This is a genomic window from Chryseobacterium sp. CBTAP 102 (assembly GCF_003201365.1).
Lineage (GTDB): Bacteria > Bacteroidota > Bacteroidia > Flavobacteriales > Weeksellaceae > Chryseobacterium > Chryseobacterium candidae.
Genome location: NZ_QICX01000016.1, coordinates 65,598 through 82,107, shown reverse-complemented (window position 1 = coordinate 82,107; position 16,510 = coordinate 65,598). Strand labels below are relative to the sequence as shown.

Genomic DNA, 16,510 nt, shown 5'->3' with positions numbered 1-16,510 from the left:
AATGTTAAAATGTACCGGAAAAGCATTATTCATTTCCAATAACCATTCATAATCATTAGTTAAATTTTAGCCATTTCAGCCTTAATTTTTGCATGAAGACCTTCCGAAGCTTTTACCAAAGGAAGTCTAAGATAATTTTTGATGATTCCTTTTTCTGTAAGTATTACTTTAATACCACAAGGATTACCTTCAGCAAAAATCAAACGGGTAATATCTACAAGTTTGTTGTGGATTTCATAAGCTTCTTTTACCTTACCTTCGAAAGCCAGCTGTACCATCGTAGAGAATTCTTTAGGATAGGCCTGCCCGATTACGGAAATTACACCATCTCCACCGGCTAATGTTACCGGCAATGTATATTCATCATCTCCGGAAACTAAAGAAAAGCCTTCAGGCTTCTTTCTGAGGATATCAAAATACTGCAGAATATTCGGTGCCGCCTCTTTAATTAAAAACAAATTCGGGAATTCATTTGCAAGACGAAGCGTAGTATCAGCTTCTACATTTTGCCCTGTTCTTGATGGAACATTATAAATGATAATATTTTTACCTGTGGAAGCTAATGCCTTATAATGCTGATAAAGACCTTCCTGGTTGGGTTTATTATAATAGGGAGATACTGAAAGTACGGCTTCAAATGCAGAAAGATCTGCTTCTTCAATCTGTTTCTTGACATCAAGAGTATCGTTACCGCCAATTCCCAAAACTAAAGGAAGACGTTTATTATTCACCTTAATGATATGCTCAATTACCTGTTTCTTCTCCTCTGCAGAAAGCGTTGCGGCTTCTGCCGTTGTTCCCAATACAACTAAATAATTGGTTCCGTTTTCAATATTGTACTCCACCAGTTTTGTCAAACTGTCGAAGTCAACGGATAAATCTTCATTAAAGGGCGTTACCAATGCAACACCTACTCCTTTTAAAATGCTCATCTGTTAGAATTATTTTTGCCAAATTTAATAATTTACAGTAAGAATTTGTAATAAATAATAATGTTTTATTATACATATAGTTATATTTGCATATACTAAAAGAGATTATGAAAAATAAATTCTTGTTACTGGGAATTGCTCTGGTGTCGCTTACTGCATGCAAAACGGCTTCTGCGCCGCAGCTTGTGAATGTAAAGACGCAGAAAAATATTTCTATTAATAATGAGCTAAAAAATGATGAGGAGTTTGTAAAATTTATCGAACCTTATAAGCAGAAACTGGATAAAGAAATGAACCAGAAGATCTCGCATACCAATGTGGATCTTACCAAACAGGGCGATAACAGCAATCTGGGCAATCTTTTAGCTGACTATACGTTTGAAGGAGGTAATGAATGGATCAAAACTCATCTTAAGCAAAACGTAGACGCTGCATTGATCAATATCGGAGGAATCCGAACCACTATCGGAAAAGGAGATATCTTACTTAAAAATGTATTTGAAGTAATGCCTTTCGAAAATGAAGTGGTCATTGTAAAAATGAAAGGAGCAGATTTACAGGGGCTTTTTGAGTATTATGCAAAAACGCAGGTCAACAATCCTGTTTCTCATTTATATATTGAAACAAAAAACGGACAGGTAATTAAATCCTTAATTAACGGCTACACAGTAGATCCGGAGAAAGATTATTATATTGCCACATCAGACTATCTTGCGCTGGGTGGAGACAATATGAAATTCTTTGCTAAAGGAGAATCTATTGCAACAGGTATTAAAATGAGAGATTTATTTATCGATTATTTTAAAAAATCACCTGAAGTGGTGGTCAATTCGGATGTTCGTTTACATTTTATAGGGAAGTAATAATGGATAGAAAAAGTTTTTTAAAAGCAATAGGAAGCGGATCTTTAGCAATGGCTTTAGCTCCTAATATGATGATGGCGGAGGAATTAAAAATTCTTAATTTAAAATCTGCAAATAAACTGACTATTCTACATACTAATGACCAACATAGCAGAATAGAGCCTTTTGATGCAAGCTATACAAAAAATCCCAATCAGGGAGGTTTTGCAAGAAGGGCAAGCTTAATCCAACAGATCAGGAGTCAGGAAAGCAATGTTCTTCTTCTTGATTCCGGAGATATTTTCCAGGGAACTCCTTATTTTAATTTCTTCGGAGGTGAACTGGAATTCAAATTAATGTCTATGATGAAATATGATGCTTCTACTATGGGAAATCATGATTTCGATAATGGACTTGATGGATTTTTAAAAGTTCTTCCCAATGCGAAGTTTCCTTTTATCTGTTCCAATTATGACTTTAAAAACACCATTCTCGACGGAAAAACATCTCCTTATCAGATCTTCAGCAAGAATGGAATAAAAGTGGGAATTTTCGGGGTGGGAATCCAGCTGGATGGCCTTGTAGGCAAAAAACAATATGGAGAAACCGTTTATACCAACCCGATTGATGTAGCGCAGCATTATTCAAATTTCCTGAAGAAAGATCAGAAATGTGATCTTGTGATTTGTCTTTCACACATCGGCTACGACTACAAAGACGAACCTGATAAAATAAGTGATAAAATTTTAGCCGCCAATACGGAAAATATTGATATTATCTTAGGAGGCCATACTCATACATTCTTACCGGAACCTCAGAACTTTACCAACAGACAGGGCAAAAATGTTCTTGTCAACCAGGTAGGATGGGCAGGCCTTCTTTTAGGCAGGATAGATTTTTATTTTGATACAAACAAAAACGTACAGCATATTTCCTGGAACAATCAGGTAATAGATAGCAGCATAACCGCATAATATGAAAAAACTCTTTATAATTTCTCTTGGTATTTTAGCATCCCTGCAGCTGACAAAAGCTCAGGTTATTTCATCCAAAAAATGGGCAGATCTGTTTTCCTATAATAATGTCTTAGCCATGAAAGAAGACAACGGAAAAATCATTGCAGCCACTCAAAACGGAATATTCTATTATACAATATCAACAGGAGAAATTACGAAGTTATCCAAAGCCAATGGGCTGCATAATATCGGAATTACTGCTTTCGATTATAATCCGCAGACTAAAACAGGACTTATCGGTTATGAAAACGGGTCTATGGACGTCATTACGCCACAGGAAATCAAATATATTGTTGATATTCCTATTGCTACAGGATATAACGGGAACAAAAAGATCAACCATATTTCCATAACAGGAGATCAGGCTGTCATTTCAGTTGGATATGGAGTTTCCATATTTAACCTTCAGAATAAAGAGTTTGGTGATTCTGCATTTTTCCTTTCCGGTGGTGTTTATCAGGCAAGTAATGAAGCCACGATATTCGGAAATAAAGTATATTCTGTAACGGATACTGGATTGAAAAGCCATCAAATGAATACTACGTTTCCGGTATTTTCTACCTGGACAACGGAAGCTCCGGGAGCTTTCAAACATATAGATTCAGAATCAGAACTGGTGTATTCAACGGCTACAGCAGCTTATATTTATAACAACGGTACACCAACACAACTTCCTACTACTTTTGAAAAAATCAGGGATCTGGTGATTACTTCTAATAGTATTGTGGTGACAGATAACCGGGTATATACTTATGGAATCAATGGAGTATCGCAAAATGCAGTAAGCCTTGGTGAAGAATGTAATACTGCATTAACAGCCGGTGGAAAGATTTTAGGCGGAACGGTATTATCGGGGATTAAGGATGAAGGGAACAATACTTTTAAACCTTCCGGCCCTTACTTCAATTTTGCGTATAATATCAATCTTTTTGATAATAACCAACTTTTAGTTTCCTCTGGCGCCAGAGCCAATAACTACAACCATCCGTTTATTCAGCCACAAGAACCGGGATTTTATTATTTCAATGGTACAGAGTGGATTTACCCTTCATTTTTCAATAAAAGTAATCCCAATCGTCCCATTTTCATCAATGTACTGGATGCTATTATAAGTCCTTATAACAGTAATGAAGTGCTCTTTACCAATTATACAATGTTGGATAACGGAGTGTACAAAATGAAATATAATGCGACAAGTAAAGATTTTGAACTGGTAAAATATTATAATCTGGGGGCACAGCCTTACCTCAGACGTCCTGTAGGTTTTGCTGTAGACCCACAAAATAATCTCTTTGTTTCTTTTGGATTCAACGATGGAAACCCTTCTATAGGAATTTACGATAAAGCATCTGATGATTTTCTCATCAAGAAAATAGTTCTTGCCAGTGATGGTATACAAAAGACTTTTTACCATGAAAACATGCTTTGGACACCTCTGCCAAGATCTAATAATTTCTGGGTATATGATTATAAAAATGCTCTTAACCTTTCCGATGATTCAGATTATATCCTGGGAACGGCTAATGGATTTAACAGTTCAGGAGGAATCTTATCTGTAGCATTTGATAAGGCTGGTGATGCATGGATCGGTACAGACGGTGGTCTGAGGATCATGTCCAACGCAGCATCAGAAATAAAAAGCGCTCAGCCTAAAGTGGAGCCTATAGTTATAGAGCAGAATGGTTTGGGGGAAGAGCTTTTCAGAGAGTCAGCAATTCTTCAGGTTGCGGTAGATGCAGGTGATTACAAGTGGGTATCTGTTGATGGTGGTGGTGTTTATTATCTGTCTGCCGACGGTCAGAGAACCATAAAACATTTTACAAAAGAAAATTCACCTCTTCCTACGAATAGTGTTACCGATATAAAGATTGATAAGAAAACGGGTAAAGTATATTTTGTAACGTATAATGGTATTGTAACGTATCAGGGCGATGTTGCAGATGTAACGTCTAATTTCGGGGATGTTGTAGTGTATCCTAATCCTGTTGTTTATTCTAACTTCAAAGGAAAAGTAACCATTAAGGGTCTTGCAGAAAAAACCAATATAAGAATTGTAGATGCTGCAGGAAATGTAGTGCACTCAGCCGTAGCACGCGGAGGATATTATGAATGGGATATGAATAATCAGAAAGGAACAAGAGTAGCCTCAGGGATTTATTTTGTCCTGATGACGAATGAAGACGGATCTGATAAAGCTACCGCCAAAATAGGAGTGGTTAATTAATGAATTCTCAAAACGGTTTTTTACTTTCATTTATAAAATATGGAGAAAATGATGCTGTATTGCATTGTTTTACAGAAGAAGAGGGTTTTCAAAGCTATTTTCTGAAGGGAATTTATTCCAAAAAGAATAAAAAGAAAGCCTTGCTTCAACCGCTGAGCCAGCTCAATTTTTCTGTAAATCCATCGCGGGGCAACGGAATCCCGTCTGTTTCAAAGTTTGAACTGGTAAAAAACAATGATATTTATACAGACATCAAGGTCAATACCGTCATTTTCTTCATCTCAGATTTTCTGAGCCATATTCTTAAGCATGAGAATAAAAATATTCCGATCTATTCCGGAATTGATCATCTTATCAGTGAGCTGACGAATAAAAATTATCAGGCACATCTTCTGTTTTTGCTTTCTTTTTTAAAAATTCAGGGTGTAGCTCCATTATTGAGTGAAGGCAGATTTTTAGATCCGGAGACCGGAACTTTTTCTCCGGGAATAAGTCATCAGCTTTTCAATGAAGAAATTTCCTTGTTGTGGAAAGAAGCGCTTTGTGCAGAAGATTTTTATGCCACAAAAATCCATCCTTCTTTAAGAAAAGATTTCCTGGACAGTCTTTTGGTCTATTATCATTACCATATCACGGATTTCAAAACTCCGGCCTCACTGGAAATTATTCAGCAGATATTTGAGTAAACCAGATCATCTTTTTACTTTCCTGTTGTTTTTCCAATATCCTCCGGTATTTCTGTTTCAGATGCTGCCATTTCTTTTTTGGAAAATCTGGGCTGAAGAATCTTAGCAATAAGTCCCGTCCAGCCGGTCTGATGGGAAGCTCCTACTCCACGGCCGTTGTCTCCGTGAAAATATTCATAGAACAGGATATAATCTTTAAAATCCGGATCGTTCTGAAATCTTTTATACTGCCCATGAACCGGGCGTTTCCCATTTTCATCCTTTAAAAATATCTTGGCGAGTCTCTTGTTTAAGGCATCTGCAATCTGATCGAGGTTTGAATAATTACCGCTTCCCGTAGGATATTCCACTAAAAAATCCGGACTGTAATAGAAAAAAAAGCGCTGAAGACTGTCAATAATAAGGAAATTGATAGGGAACCACACGGGACCGCGCCAGTTGCTGTTACCTCCAAAAAGACCGCTATCACTTTCTGCAGGGGTATATTTTACACTGTAATCCGTATCATTTAATGTTAATGTGTAGGGATTGTTTTCATATTCTTTGGATAAAGCTCTTACTCCGTAATCACTGAGAAATTCATCCGGATTCAACATTCGGTTTAACAGTCTTTTCAAGCGATGTCCCCGAAGCAGAGACAAAAGGTGTTTGGAATCCTGTCCTTTCACTTCCCATCTTGAAACCAGAGAAGCCAATTCAGGCTTGTTATCCAGTACCCATTTCATTCTTTTCTTGAAATTGGGAAGGTTTTCAATCATTTCATCATCGATGACCTCAACGGCAAACATCGGGATCAATCCTACAATTGTTCTTAATTTCAGGTACATATGAGTTCCGTCACTGGAAGCTATTGCATCATAGAAAAATTCATCCTGCTCATCCCAAAGACTGAAATTCTCATCACCCATATTATCCAGTGAATGGGCAATCGACAGGAAATGTTCAAAGAATTTCATCGCCATTTCTTCATACACTTTATTGTAAAGAGCCAGTTCCAGGGCAATTCTCATCATATTCAGAGCAAACATGGCCATCCAGCTTGTTCCATCCGATTGTTCCAGCTGTTCTCCGTTGGGCAAAACAGAATTCCTGTCAAAAACACCGATATTATCAAGTCCCAGGAATCCTCCTTCAAAGATATTATTACCGTTAAGGTCTTTCTTATTCACCCACCAGGTAAAATTCATCAATAGCTTCTGGAAAGCACTTTCCAGAAATTCCAGGTCGGGTTTATCTTTTAAATATTCATCAATTTTAAATACTCTGAAAACCGCCCAGGCATGTACAGGAGGATTCACATCACTTAAGTTCCATTCGTAAGCGGGAAGCTGTCCGTTGGGATGCATATACCATTCAAACAGAAAGAGTTTTAACTGATGTTTTGCAAAATCGGGATCTATCAGTGAAAAGCTGATGGTATGAAATGCCAGATCCCATATTGCATACCATGGATATTCCCATTTGTCCGGCATGGAAACAATGTGTTCATTGTTAAGATGCTTCCAGTCGAAGTTTCTTATTGACTCCCGGGATTTTGGCGGAGGTATTTCTGCAGGATCACCTTTCAGCCATTTTTCTACATTGTAATGATAAAACATTTTATTCCAAAGCATTCCGGCAAAAGCCTGTCTCTGAACCAGTTTTTCATCGTCCGAAGCAATTCCTTTCTGAATTTCTGCATAAAACTCGTCTGCCTCTTTTTGTCTTTGTTCAAAAAGAGCATCAAAATCTTTAAAAGGTTCCCTTACCTCTTTATCTGAAAGTCTGAATTCAAATATTTTCGATTCTCCTGCTTTAAAATCTTCATCCATAAAGAAAGAAGCTTTAGTTCCTGTATTTTGAGGATTCACAGTCTGAGAATTTCCCGTCATTACAAAATTATTGATCCCGTCTTTACAGTATTTCGACTCATTGGAAGACTGGTAAAGCCTTTCATTATTGGTCTCGTTATTACAGAATAATGTTTTTAAAGATTGTTTTGCATATACGTTTTTAACCTCGATATCCTGATGATTGATTTTAATATGATCTGCATCTTCTGCAGACAATTGTGGTCTATAATCATCATATCCCCAGTTCCAGGTATTCCTGAACCAGACAGTCGGAAGAACTATCAGAGGCGCTTCCTTTTCAGATTTATTGACTATTGTTAATCTTACAAGAATATCGTTCTGACTTTCTTTTGCGTATTCGATAAAGATGTCAAAGTATTCATTGTAATCAAAAATTCCGGTATCAATCAACTCATATTCAGCATCCTCTTTTCCTCTCTGCGCATTGGTTTTTACCAGGTCTTCATAAGGGAAGGCATTTTGAGGATATTTATACAGCATTTTCATATAGGAATGGGTAGGGGTAGAATCCAGATAGTAAAAATATTCTTTCACATCTTCACCATGATTTCCCTGTCCATTGGTGAGTCCAAAAAACCGCTCTTTGACCATTTTATCTTTTTTATTCCAGAATCCTACAGAAAATACAAGCTTCTGGAGATCGTCGCAGATTCCGCATATTCCTTCTTCGCCCCAACGGTATGTTTTGGCTTCTGCGGTGTCATGATTGGTATAATTCCACGCATCTCCGTTTTCACTGTAATCTTCACGAACAAGTCCCCATTCACGGTTACTGACATAGGGACCCCATTTTTTCCATGAAACATCTGAAATTCTCTGTTTTTCCGACATAAGCGATAATTATGAGTAATGAGTAATATTTAATTCCGTTTCAAACTCTAGGAACAACCTGAAAACTTTAAACCTTGAACTCTCCTACCCTCCCGTAGAAAAACTTTCAAATGTAGTCATTCCACCATCCACGAAAATGCTGGTTCCGGTGATATAATCCGCAAGGTCACTGGCAAGGAATGCAGCTAAGTTTCCGATATCCTGTGGCTGACCGATTCGGTTATAAGGAATAAGAGTAAGGAGAGAATTGAGAGCTTCCGGAGTATCCCAGGCATTCTTATTAATGGGAGTTTGAATAGCTCCCGGGCAAATGGAATTGACACGTATTTTGTCTGCACCATATTCCTGAGCCAATGTCTGCATCAGCATTCTGACTGCACCTTTACTGGAAGCATAATTAGCATGTCCCGCCCACGGAATAATTTCGTGCACTGAACTGATATGAATAATTTTTCCACAGGCAACAGACCGAGAAGGATCTATTCCCCGTCGCAGAAATTCTTTAATGGCTTCTCTGGCGCATAGAAATTGCCCCGTCAGATTGACTCCAATGACAGCATTCCATTGATCCAAAGTCATTTCAGTGAATTTCGCATCCTTTTGAATGCCTGCATTATTAACCAGAATATCTACAGTCTGGTATTCAGCAATGACATCCTGAAACATTCTGACTACCTGGTCTTCCCTGGAAACATCGCATTGGTAGGTCATTCCCTTTCCTCCGGCGTCCGTTATTTCTTTTAAGACAGCTTTGGCTTCATCCGTAGATCTTTCTGAAGAATGATTAACAATGACTGTTGCTCCTGCTGCAGCCAATGATTTTGCAATTCCTGAACCGATTCCACTGGAAGCTCCTGTGACTACAGCCACCTGATTTTGAAGTGATATTTCCATGTTTTGTAATTTGATGTTACTCAAAGTTATGGAAAGATATCAGCAGATAAAAAATTATGATTTTAAAATTTTATTAAAGTTTTTTATACATCAGGTATTGAGGCCCGCTTCTTCCGATCCTCGTTTTACCGTCATAAATATATCCTGCCTGAAGATAAATATGGTAAGCAGATTCATTTTTCTGGTTGACAGCCAGCACAATTTCATCGCAGGTCTTGAAATGATTTTGGACAAAAGTACCTACTTCCAGCATCGCAGCTTTTCCAATTCCCATTCCCTGCATCTGAGGATTCACAGAAAGGGAACGCAGTAAAACTGAATTCTCATTATCTGTAAGATCAAGTTTATCTTTTCCAAAATCAAGAACAAAAAAACCTACAGGCAGATCATTTTGAAATATCGTCACTGGAAATGCGTCATCATCATCCCGCTCACTTATGCTTTTTAAAGCCTGCTGAGCAGTCGCTGTAAACCTCATCTGATTGTCATCCAAAACATAACTGACTCCGGAAAGATCTTCTGGTCTAAAGAATTCTAAATGTATCATAGTATTAGTGATGGTAGATATCTTCATACATTACCCCTGCACGGATTTCTACAGGAAGTTTATTTTCCTCAGGAACAATGGGGCAATTGTAATCATAAGCGTTATAAGCACAGAAGGGATGATAGGACTGGTTGAAATCAAGCACGATAGTATTTCCTTTCGGGATTTTAAGATCCATATATTTCCCTCCTCCATAGGTCTCTTTTTCATTGGTAGCATCACGGAACGGAAGGAAGAGGTAGTCTTTATATTTTTCCTGTTTGATCAAATCCAGACTTTGGTAAAGCGTTACAGTATAGGGCTTACCATCCAACGTAAAGGTTGCTTTTCCATATTCCTGATACGACTTTGTTTTTCCTGAAGACGTAGGAAGATCGAAGGGTTTTGTATCTTCTGATTTGACAAATTGTGCTGTCACTCTGTATTTATTATCAAAAGGAAAGAAGGGATGCCCTTTAAATTTTTTAAAATTATTACCTCTTAACGGAGTCTCTTTTGGGTTAAGATATTCTGCATTGAGCTCTTTCTGAAATTTCTGGACCTCTTTCTCTTCCTTTGACAACTTTTTTTGAGAAAAAACCCATAGTGGAAGCAGTAAAAAGAGTATGATATATTTTTTCATGAATTTAAAATTATAAGTAAAACTACCGTTTATTAAAATTATTCAGCAACAATTCGTCCGTATCTAATAAAGAAAAATAATAAAGTTTATCTTCATTACAAATTAATAAAACCATTGGTAGTTTCAAAATGGCGATACCATTCCGCGGAAGTTTTTATTTATAATTGATTTTGTGATTCAACTCTAAAGGATTATTTTCTTCAAGAATAGATTTTTGCGCTTCTCTGATCATTTCATTCATATCTTTTTCATTTCCCTGAGGATCTGTAAATATAACTTTTTTGGCGGTTTTGGTATTCCAGGGGTCATTATAATATGATTTTCCTAGCTGCTCATATTGTGTCCAGTCGATTTTAATTGTTTTTGTCCTTACATCAAACCAATTGCTGCCTTTTTTTACCTGTATTAAATTGAATGAGTAATCATGTTCTGTATCTTCAATGGAAATGATTAAACCAGGTAATCCATTGAAAATATAGGGGCCATCATTAAAAGGCAATTCCGTCGTAAACCAAGCAATCCAGTTTCTACCGCCATAACTAACTTCTGCTTTTTGCGATTTATATTTTCCAATAGTTTTTTGTTCAGGTATGATTTTCCAATTTAGCTGTTCATCAATCGGTAGAACATAATTTGCCTTTAAGTAAGTAATAATTTTCTCTATTTTTTTATTAATGATATCTTTTTTAATATAAAATTGATTTTCAACCCCCATAATATAGCCTCCACTTTTATTAATGAGCTTCAGGGAATCAGCATTTCTGGACATGGAATCTCTAAAAATAGAAGTATTATTCTCCAAATCCAAAATCATATTTTCAGTATTAATATTTTCAGGTTTTTCTTTACTTGTTCTATATTTAGCTTCATAAATAAAGCTAAACTTTTGTGAAAAAAAAGATGTTGATAGTAGTAAAAAAAATAAAATAAATTTCAATTTGTGTGCTATTTTCATAGAATCTATCGTTTTTTGAGACTTTAATCGGGTATTTATATTGGGTATTTTTATTCTTTTTGATTGTCCAGCTCAAATTTCACTCTGTCTGCCTCTATCAAATTTTTCAGTTCTTTTTCGTCAGGAAGATATGTTCTGTATTTACTTGCGAATAGCTTCTCATTTTCTGACATTACGGAGTATTTCACGACCGTTTCATCTTTTTCGGTACATAAAATAATTCCTATTGTGGGATTGTCATCAACTCCTTTCTTCAGATCATTATACATTCTTACATACATATCCATTTGCCCAATGGCTTCGTGAGTCAGCTTATGAGTTTTAAGATCTACAAGCACAAAGCATTTAAGGTAATAGTTGTAAAATACCAGATCTATATAGAAATCTGAAGTATCAGTAACGATATGCTGCTGTCTGGCAACAAACGCAAACCCTTTCCCTAACTCCATTAAAAATTGCTGAAGGTGCGTAATTAAAGCTGATTCTATTTGAGTTTCAGTTTGTGATATGTCTGAAGGAAGTCCTAAGAATTCAAATATGTAGGGGTCTTTAATATAATTGGATATTTCTTTGTTTTCTGCTTCCGGAAATTTTAATAATCTACCTAAATACTGGCTGTCAATGTTTCTTTGAAGTGTCCTGGTATTCCAGTTTCCTTCAATAGAATGTTCTATATACTGTATTCGGTGTTCAGTATTTTCAATTCTACTAATAATTCGGTAGTGAGTCCAGCTCAATTCGGTACGCACTGCGTTCCAAATTGGAAATGCGATGAAAAAAGCTCGCATATTATTAAGATTTCTTTCATTAAATCCCTTTCCAAACTCCAATGATAGATGATTAGCAAGATTCTTTAAGACTGATTTTCCATACTTCGCACGAAGTTCACCATTTTGTTCATCCTCAATAATAAGCTGCCCAATTTCCCAATACATTTTCAGCAATATAGTATTACTGTTTCTATAAACCTGGTCTTTGGCATCAACAATAATTTTTGCAATGGAACTGTAAAGGTCTTGATTAAATTCTGGTGTCTTTTCTATCATTTACCAAAATTACAAAATTTACTGTGTGTAATTTAGTTAACCTCAAGATCGTTTTTCAGGTTTTATTAATTTATAGAACACACCAAACATTCAGCAATTTAATAAATTATCCCCGGGGCAGATCCCCGAGGTATTCAATGGAAGAAACTCTATTTTTAGTTTTATGAAAAATCATCAGTTTTTCAAACTTTTCCTCTTTTGACCCCGAGGCAAGCCTCGAGGTATTTTCTTCGAATAAATCTAGAATAGCTATATAATCATTTTTTGAGACTTAGTTCATCGTATTACCTGCCGTTTTTGTTTTGTCATTGTATTCTTATATACCAATGAGCCTGCATTAGGTTTGCAATATTCTGTCCTGGATACTCTGCTCTACCATTATTGTTAATATTCTCTTGACTTGGCCAGGGGTCTCTAACTACAATTGATTGGATGATAGGTCCATAGACAGATGGAATATAACTACATGCTGTTACAACAACTGCATGACCAGAATTTGAACCAGATCTATAACCAATTAACACTGGTCTTTGTGCTGTTAATTCTTGTACTAAATATGATGGCGTTGGTGCTCCCCAATTTAATGTTGCACCTACTGCATAACTTCTCCCTGAATTATCAACACTCCAATTATTCAAATTTGCTGTTATCACTTGAAAGCTGCCTGTCCAATTTGGCAATTGTCCATATGGGTCAACCCCATAACTTCTTGCTACTATTTGCTCTTGGGTTATATTAACTCCATAGTAATTGAAAATCATTTGTAAGGAAGCTGCCCAACACCAATTTGAATTTCGTTGGCTTGATGCAAAATAGTTAAAGTTGCTACTCGGTATTCCAACATAAGCTGGTTGTTGTCCGAATACATTTTGTCCAATGCTTAAACTTAGCATTAGAGTTAAAATTAGATTTACTAGTTTTTTCATGTCAATTTCAATTTAATGTTTGATATTACTTGTTTGGGTCTTACCTTAAAATGGCAGGTAACATCTAAATTTACGCATTGCGTAAATACTAATCATATAAATGTTCGCTAATATATTATCAGAGAAACTCAATTGCCTGAAATTATAAAACTTACTAATTTAAGCAGCTGGATAAACGCATAGTTTATAGATTGCTGAGCAGACTTCTCAAATTTTTCTCTCTGGTATCTTCTATTGCTAATTAAACCCTATCATAGTTTGTAGCGAATCTATTGTTTGTTATAGCACACATAAAAATAGTTTTGATGTTAATGTAGTTTAATATAATCTCTTAGCCAAACATTTAGATTTTCGTCAGAAGAAATACCTAATTTTTTTCTTAAAGAATATCTAATGTTCTCAATTGTTTTTAAACTTCTGAATGTATATGAAGCAATATCTTTACTTGAAATTCCAATATAGATGTAGGCACTAAGAATTAATTCAGCATTCGTAAACTTAGGATTCACTGTAAGCATCTTACTAAGATATTCGGGATATACTTCCTGAAATCTAATCCAAAATTGAGGACTATTTTTTTCAGCTAATTGTACTAATTCGGAGAAAGACTCATTTATTTTTTGCTTCAATTCCTGCGCTTCGTCTTGCTTTTTTAAAATAATCTCTTCTTTTTCTAAAATAATCTTTTTTTTACGATTCTCACTCCTTTTAAATAAACTGTAAGTCACTAAAGAAACTACAGAAAGTATAACAATCCCTATGTATAAAAGCCACTTATAATTTTGTCTGTATTCTTTTTGTTTTTCATTAACTATTGTGTGTATTGGTTCTTCTATAAGTCTACTGTTTTCATTTTCCATGCTATCATTGATAACCGTATACTTTTCTAAAATATCTAAGAGAGATTTTTCATCTTTATTACCTTCTTTGTAAGTTTGATATAATAGTTTATAAAGTTCTTTTTCCTCATTTGGACGATTTAACTTTTTAGCTATACTAATTGCTTCCAGATAAGATTCTTCAGATTTTTGATATTCTTTATTTTTATTATAATATAGCCCCTCTGCATATAGAAATGCTATTCTATCATATGGAGTTACGCTAGAATCTGATTGAATAAAACTATCTGCTATATCCAAAAATTTTTTGGCTTTAGCTAAGTCGTTATTAAAACGAATATAGTTTTTTGCTAATCTCGTTGCGGAAATGACATTTTGTTTTATTTTGAAAGCATTTTCTGCAGCCAAAATTGAAGCCTTTAAATCGCCCAATGCCTCATAACTAACTGCTTTACAACTATATATATAAAAAAGTGTTTTTTCTTTTTTATCCTTATCTGATACTTTTAATGACCATTGCTCTGCTATATTATAATTGTTTATAGCATTTTGTAATAAAGAGAGCATGCTATAATTTTTGCCTATTTCAGCGTAGATTTTAGAATAAAGCTCTGGGCTCTTAACTTCTTTGTTATAAGACAAAGACTGATCTAAATAAACTAGACTTTGTTTATAGTTTCCCAAATTATAATAGAGATTTCCAACCTCGTAACTTGAATAAGCAGCTCCTTTTGCATACTTCTGAGATTTTGAATATTCTATCAGTTTCAGATTTAAATTTATTGCCTCATTATATTTTCCTTGTTTTCTATACTCATATGTAGTATTATATAAAGAATCAATTTGAGCGGGAGAATTTTGGCAAAAAAAAATTTTTGATAAAAATAAAATAAATACGGATAATAAACGATGTATTAATGGGCGGCTTTTATTTATAATTACTATGATTTTTTTTAACTTAATGCACATTATAGGTTATTTTTGTTTTTAGTTATAAATTTACGACATTTCATAACAAAATAATAATTTAGATTGAAAAAACTGGTTTATCAGATCTCTTCATTTTTAACATTATTTATACTATCTCAATAAACTTTTAAATTTTATTATCATAATAATTAAATAAATACAAGTAAAAAGATTGTGATTATAGTCACAATCTTAATAAAAAACATGTAAAAAAAAATTAATATAAAATTGAAAAATATAATTTATTTTTTAAATAAAAAAGAGTTACAAAAGTGGAATTTTTAATCCCACTTTGTACTCAGTCCATCATCATTTGTAAATTTAGAATCCACAGAACCTTTATGTAATAATCAATTGTAACCATTTGAAAGGAATTCATAGCGTAATTGTTAATAATACATTCTTTACTTAGTTTCAACTAAATGGGGTTATAAAAATTCATATCATGCTTAAAAAGCAATCTATCCCTAAATTTTCTTAAAAATTCTTTTCATATCGAATGAAATAATTTTTTTAAGAAAATAAATAATCACTTTATGAATTTACTTTATAGAGTACTTCTTTTTCCAACTAGTTAAAGTATTTCTACTCATCTTAAATTCAATTGCCGTTTGACTGTTAGTAAACTTATTTTCCTTCTGATATGTTAATATTCTACTAATAGTATTTTGATCATAACTTTTAAATTTTTGATTTTCTTTAGCATTAACTTCTGTAGATCCAAATATTATTCTATTGATATTAATAACGTCCAAAACCGTAAGTTCATCTTTATTAAGAAAATTTGAACATTGTTTCTTTTTTGAAGGATATTTTTCGTTTATTATATCTGAATAAATTAACTTATAATTAGGCTTATTCATTTTCATTATTGTATTTACTTAACCACTTATACAGAGTGGTCTTAGGAATTTTATATTGAGTTATGATTTGATTTTTGGTTTTTTTGCCATTATTTAATGATTCAATAATAAAATCTATTAACTCTTTTGTATAAATGTTTTTCCTAAAGCATGGAAGTTTTGTTTTTGATAATTTACTTGAAAGTTCAGAGTGGGCTGTAGCAGGTGAATACAATATGAGATGTTGAGAGTACAATCTAAAGAAATCATACTCTAACAATTTTGACCATTTTAATAGATCTATTACATCAATACTTTCTGAATTATAAATATGATTAAAATTCATCGAGTCACATTTAAAGAAATTGCAAATTCTCTGATTACTTATTTCACATTCATCAACTCTTTGCTTTAAAAGCCTACCCAAATGTATATTTTTAAAATTTTCAATTTCCATGTTTGTTATTTAGCTTTAGGGGTTAAAAG

The 16,510-nt window shown here is 34.3% G+C and carries 15 protein-coding genes; 4 read left to right on the top strand and 11 right to left on the bottom strand.

The window, feature by feature from the left end; translation table 11 throughout:
• Positions 1–59 precede the first annotated feature (59 nt).
• Complete coding sequence (dapA, locus tag C8D70_RS18485) at positions 60–932, bottom strand: 4-hydroxy-tetrahydrodipicolinate synthase (protein WP_110368288.1); 873 nt, start codon at positions 930–932, stop codon at positions 60–62.
• Positions 933–1,039: 107 nt separating this feature from the next.
• Between dapA and C8D70_RS18480 the strand changes: the two genes are divergently transcribed.
• Genes C8D70_RS18480 through recO form a run of 4 tightly spaced genes read left to right on the top strand, consistent with a single transcriptional unit; the run spans position 1,040 to position 5,700 of the window.
• Positions 1,040–1,795 carry a 5'-nucleotidase C-terminal domain-containing protein gene (locus tag C8D70_RS18480; protein WP_076596688.1) on the top strand — a complete coding sequence of 252 codons (756 nt, stop codon included), beginning with the start codon at positions 1,040–1,042 and terminating at the stop codon, positions 1,793–1,795.
• A gap of 2 nt (positions 1,796–1,797) precedes the next feature.
• Positions 1,798–2,748, top strand: a complete 951-nt coding sequence (locus C8D70_RS18475; RefSeq protein WP_110368287.1) for a bifunctional metallophosphatase/5'-nucleotidase — start codon at positions 1,798–1,800, stop codon at positions 2,746–2,748.
• Between the two features lies 1 nt (position 2,749).
• Positions 2,750–5,014 (top strand): hypothetical protein, encoded by a 2,265-nt coding sequence (locus C8D70_RS18470; protein WP_076596686.1) that lies wholly within the window; start codon positions 2,750–2,752, stop codon positions 5,012–5,014.
• Positions 5,014–5,700 carry a DNA repair protein RecO gene (gene recO, locus C8D70_RS18465; protein ID WP_076596685.1) on the top strand — a complete coding sequence of 229 codons (687 nt, stop codon included), beginning with the start codon at positions 5,014–5,016 and terminating at the stop codon, positions 5,698–5,700. Before C8D70_RS18470 ends, recO begins: the two co-directional genes overlap by 1 nt.
• Before the next feature lie 14 nt (positions 5,701–5,714).
• On the opposite strand, the gene C8D70_RS18460 is transcribed toward recO, so the two are convergent.
• The 10 genes from C8D70_RS18460 to C8D70_RS18415 all read right to left on the bottom strand — a co-directional run bounded on the left by C8D70_RS18460 (position 5,715) and on the right by C8D70_RS18415 (position 16,481).
• Positions 5,715–8,384 carry an MGH1-like glycoside hydrolase domain-containing protein gene (locus C8D70_RS18460; RefSeq protein WP_110368286.1) on the bottom strand — a complete coding sequence of 890 codons (2,670 nt, stop codon included), beginning with the start codon at positions 8,382–8,384 and terminating at the stop codon, positions 5,715–5,717.
• 84 nt (positions 8,385–8,468) lie between these two features.
• On the bottom strand, positions 8,469–9,278 hold the full coding sequence (locus C8D70_RS18455) for a glucose 1-dehydrogenase (RefSeq protein ID WP_110368285.1): 810 nt from the start codon (positions 9,276–9,278) through the stop codon (positions 8,469–8,471).
• A 73-nt stretch (positions 9,279–9,351) separates the two neighbouring features.
• Positions 9,352–9,825: a GNAT family N-acetyltransferase gene (locus C8D70_RS18450; protein ID WP_228408065.1), complete on the bottom strand. Its 474-nt coding sequence runs from the start codon at positions 9,823–9,825 to the stop codon at positions 9,352–9,354.
• A gap of 4 nt (positions 9,826–9,829) precedes the next feature.
• Complete coding sequence (locus C8D70_RS18445) at positions 9,830–10,447, bottom strand: DUF1684 domain-containing protein (protein WP_110368283.1); 618 nt, start codon at positions 10,445–10,447, stop codon at positions 9,830–9,832.
• Positions 10,448–10,601: 154 nt separating this feature from the next.
• On the bottom strand, positions 10,602–11,402 hold the full coding sequence (locus C8D70_RS18440; protein ID WP_110368282.1) for a GLPGLI family protein: 801 nt from the start codon (positions 11,400–11,402) through the stop codon (positions 10,602–10,604).
• A gap of 50 nt (positions 11,403–11,452) precedes the next feature.
• The gene (locus tag C8D70_RS18435; protein ID WP_110368281.1) at positions 11,453–12,448 is read right to left on the bottom strand and encodes a YhcG family protein; all 996 of its coding nucleotides are present in this window, start codon (positions 12,446–12,448) and stop codon (positions 11,453–11,455) included.
• A 305-nt stretch (positions 12,449–12,753) separates the two neighbouring features.
• Positions 12,754–13,374 (bottom strand): C39 family peptidase, encoded by a 621-nt coding sequence (locus tag C8D70_RS18430; RefSeq protein ID WP_110368280.1) that lies wholly within the window; start codon positions 13,372–13,374, stop codon positions 12,754–12,756.
• A 308-nt stretch (positions 13,375–13,682) separates the two neighbouring features.
• Positions 13,683–15,182, bottom strand: coding sequence for a tetratricopeptide repeat protein (locus C8D70_RS18425; RefSeq protein ID WP_110368279.1), 1,500 nt, complete (start codon positions 15,180–15,182; stop codon positions 13,683–13,685).
• Between the two features lie 542 nt (positions 15,183–15,724).
• On the bottom strand, positions 15,725–16,045 hold the full coding sequence (locus tag C8D70_RS18420) for a helix-turn-helix domain-containing protein (protein WP_228408064.1): 321 nt from the start codon (positions 16,043–16,045) through the stop codon (positions 15,725–15,727).
• A complete protein-coding gene (locus C8D70_RS18415) occupies positions 16,038–16,481 on the bottom strand; it encodes a transposase (protein ID WP_110368277.1) in 444 nt (147 codons plus the stop codon). Before C8D70_RS18415 ends, C8D70_RS18420 begins: the two co-directional genes overlap by 8 nt.
• Positions 16,482–16,510 lie beyond the last annotated feature (29 nt).

Coding starts and splice junctions, on each gene's coding strand:
- C8D70_RS18460 (WP_110368286.1), bottom strand. CDS start 8,384: ATGTCGGAAAAACAGAGAATTTCAGATGTTTCATGGAAAAAATGGGGT.
- C8D70_RS18440 (WP_110368282.1), bottom strand. CDS start 11,402: ATGAAAATAGCACACAAATTGAAATTTATTTTATTTTTTTTACTACTA.
- C8D70_RS18470 (WP_076596686.1), top strand. CDS start 2,750: ATGAAAAAACTCTTTATAATTTCTCTTGGTATTTTAGCATCCCTGCAG.
- C8D70_RS18420 (WP_228408064.1), bottom strand. CDS start 16,045: ATGAATAAGCCTAATTATAAGTTAATTTATTCAGATATAATAAACGAA.
- C8D70_RS18450 (WP_228408065.1), bottom strand. CDS start 9,825: ATGATACATTTAGAATTCTTTAGACCAGAAGATCTTTCCGGAGTCAGT.
- C8D70_RS18445 (WP_110368283.1), bottom strand. CDS start 10,447: ATGAAAAAATATATCATACTCTTTTTACTGCTTCCACTATGGGTTTTT.
- C8D70_RS18415 (WP_110368277.1), bottom strand. CDS start 16,481: ATGGAAATTGAAAATTTTAAAAATATACATTTGGGTAGGCTTTTAAAG.
- C8D70_RS18435 (WP_110368281.1), bottom strand. CDS start 12,448: ATGATAGAAAAGACACCAGAATTTAATCAAGACCTTTACAGTTCCATT.
- recO (WP_076596685.1), top strand. CDS start 5,014: ATGAATTCTCAAAACGGTTTTTTACTTTCATTTATAAAATATGGAGAA.
- C8D70_RS18475 (WP_110368287.1), top strand. CDS start 1,798: ATGGATAGAAAAAGTTTTTTAAAAGCAATAGGAAGCGGATCTTTAGCA.
- C8D70_RS18425 (WP_110368279.1), bottom strand. CDS start 15,182: ATGTGCATTAAGTTAAAAAAAATCATAGTAATTATAAATAAAAGCCGC.
- C8D70_RS18480 (WP_076596688.1), top strand. CDS start 1,040: ATGAAAAATAAATTCTTGTTACTGGGAATTGCTCTGGTGTCGCTTACT.
- C8D70_RS18455 (WP_110368285.1), bottom strand. CDS start 9,278: ATGGAAATATCACTTCAAAATCAGGTGGCTGTAGTCACAGGAGCTTCC.
- dapA (WP_110368288.1), bottom strand. CDS start 932: ATGAGCATTTTAAAAGGAGTAGGTGTTGCATTGGTAACGCCCTTTAAT.
- C8D70_RS18430 (WP_110368280.1), bottom strand. CDS start 13,374: ATGAAAAAACTAGTAAATCTAATTTTAACTCTAATGCTAAGTTTAAGC.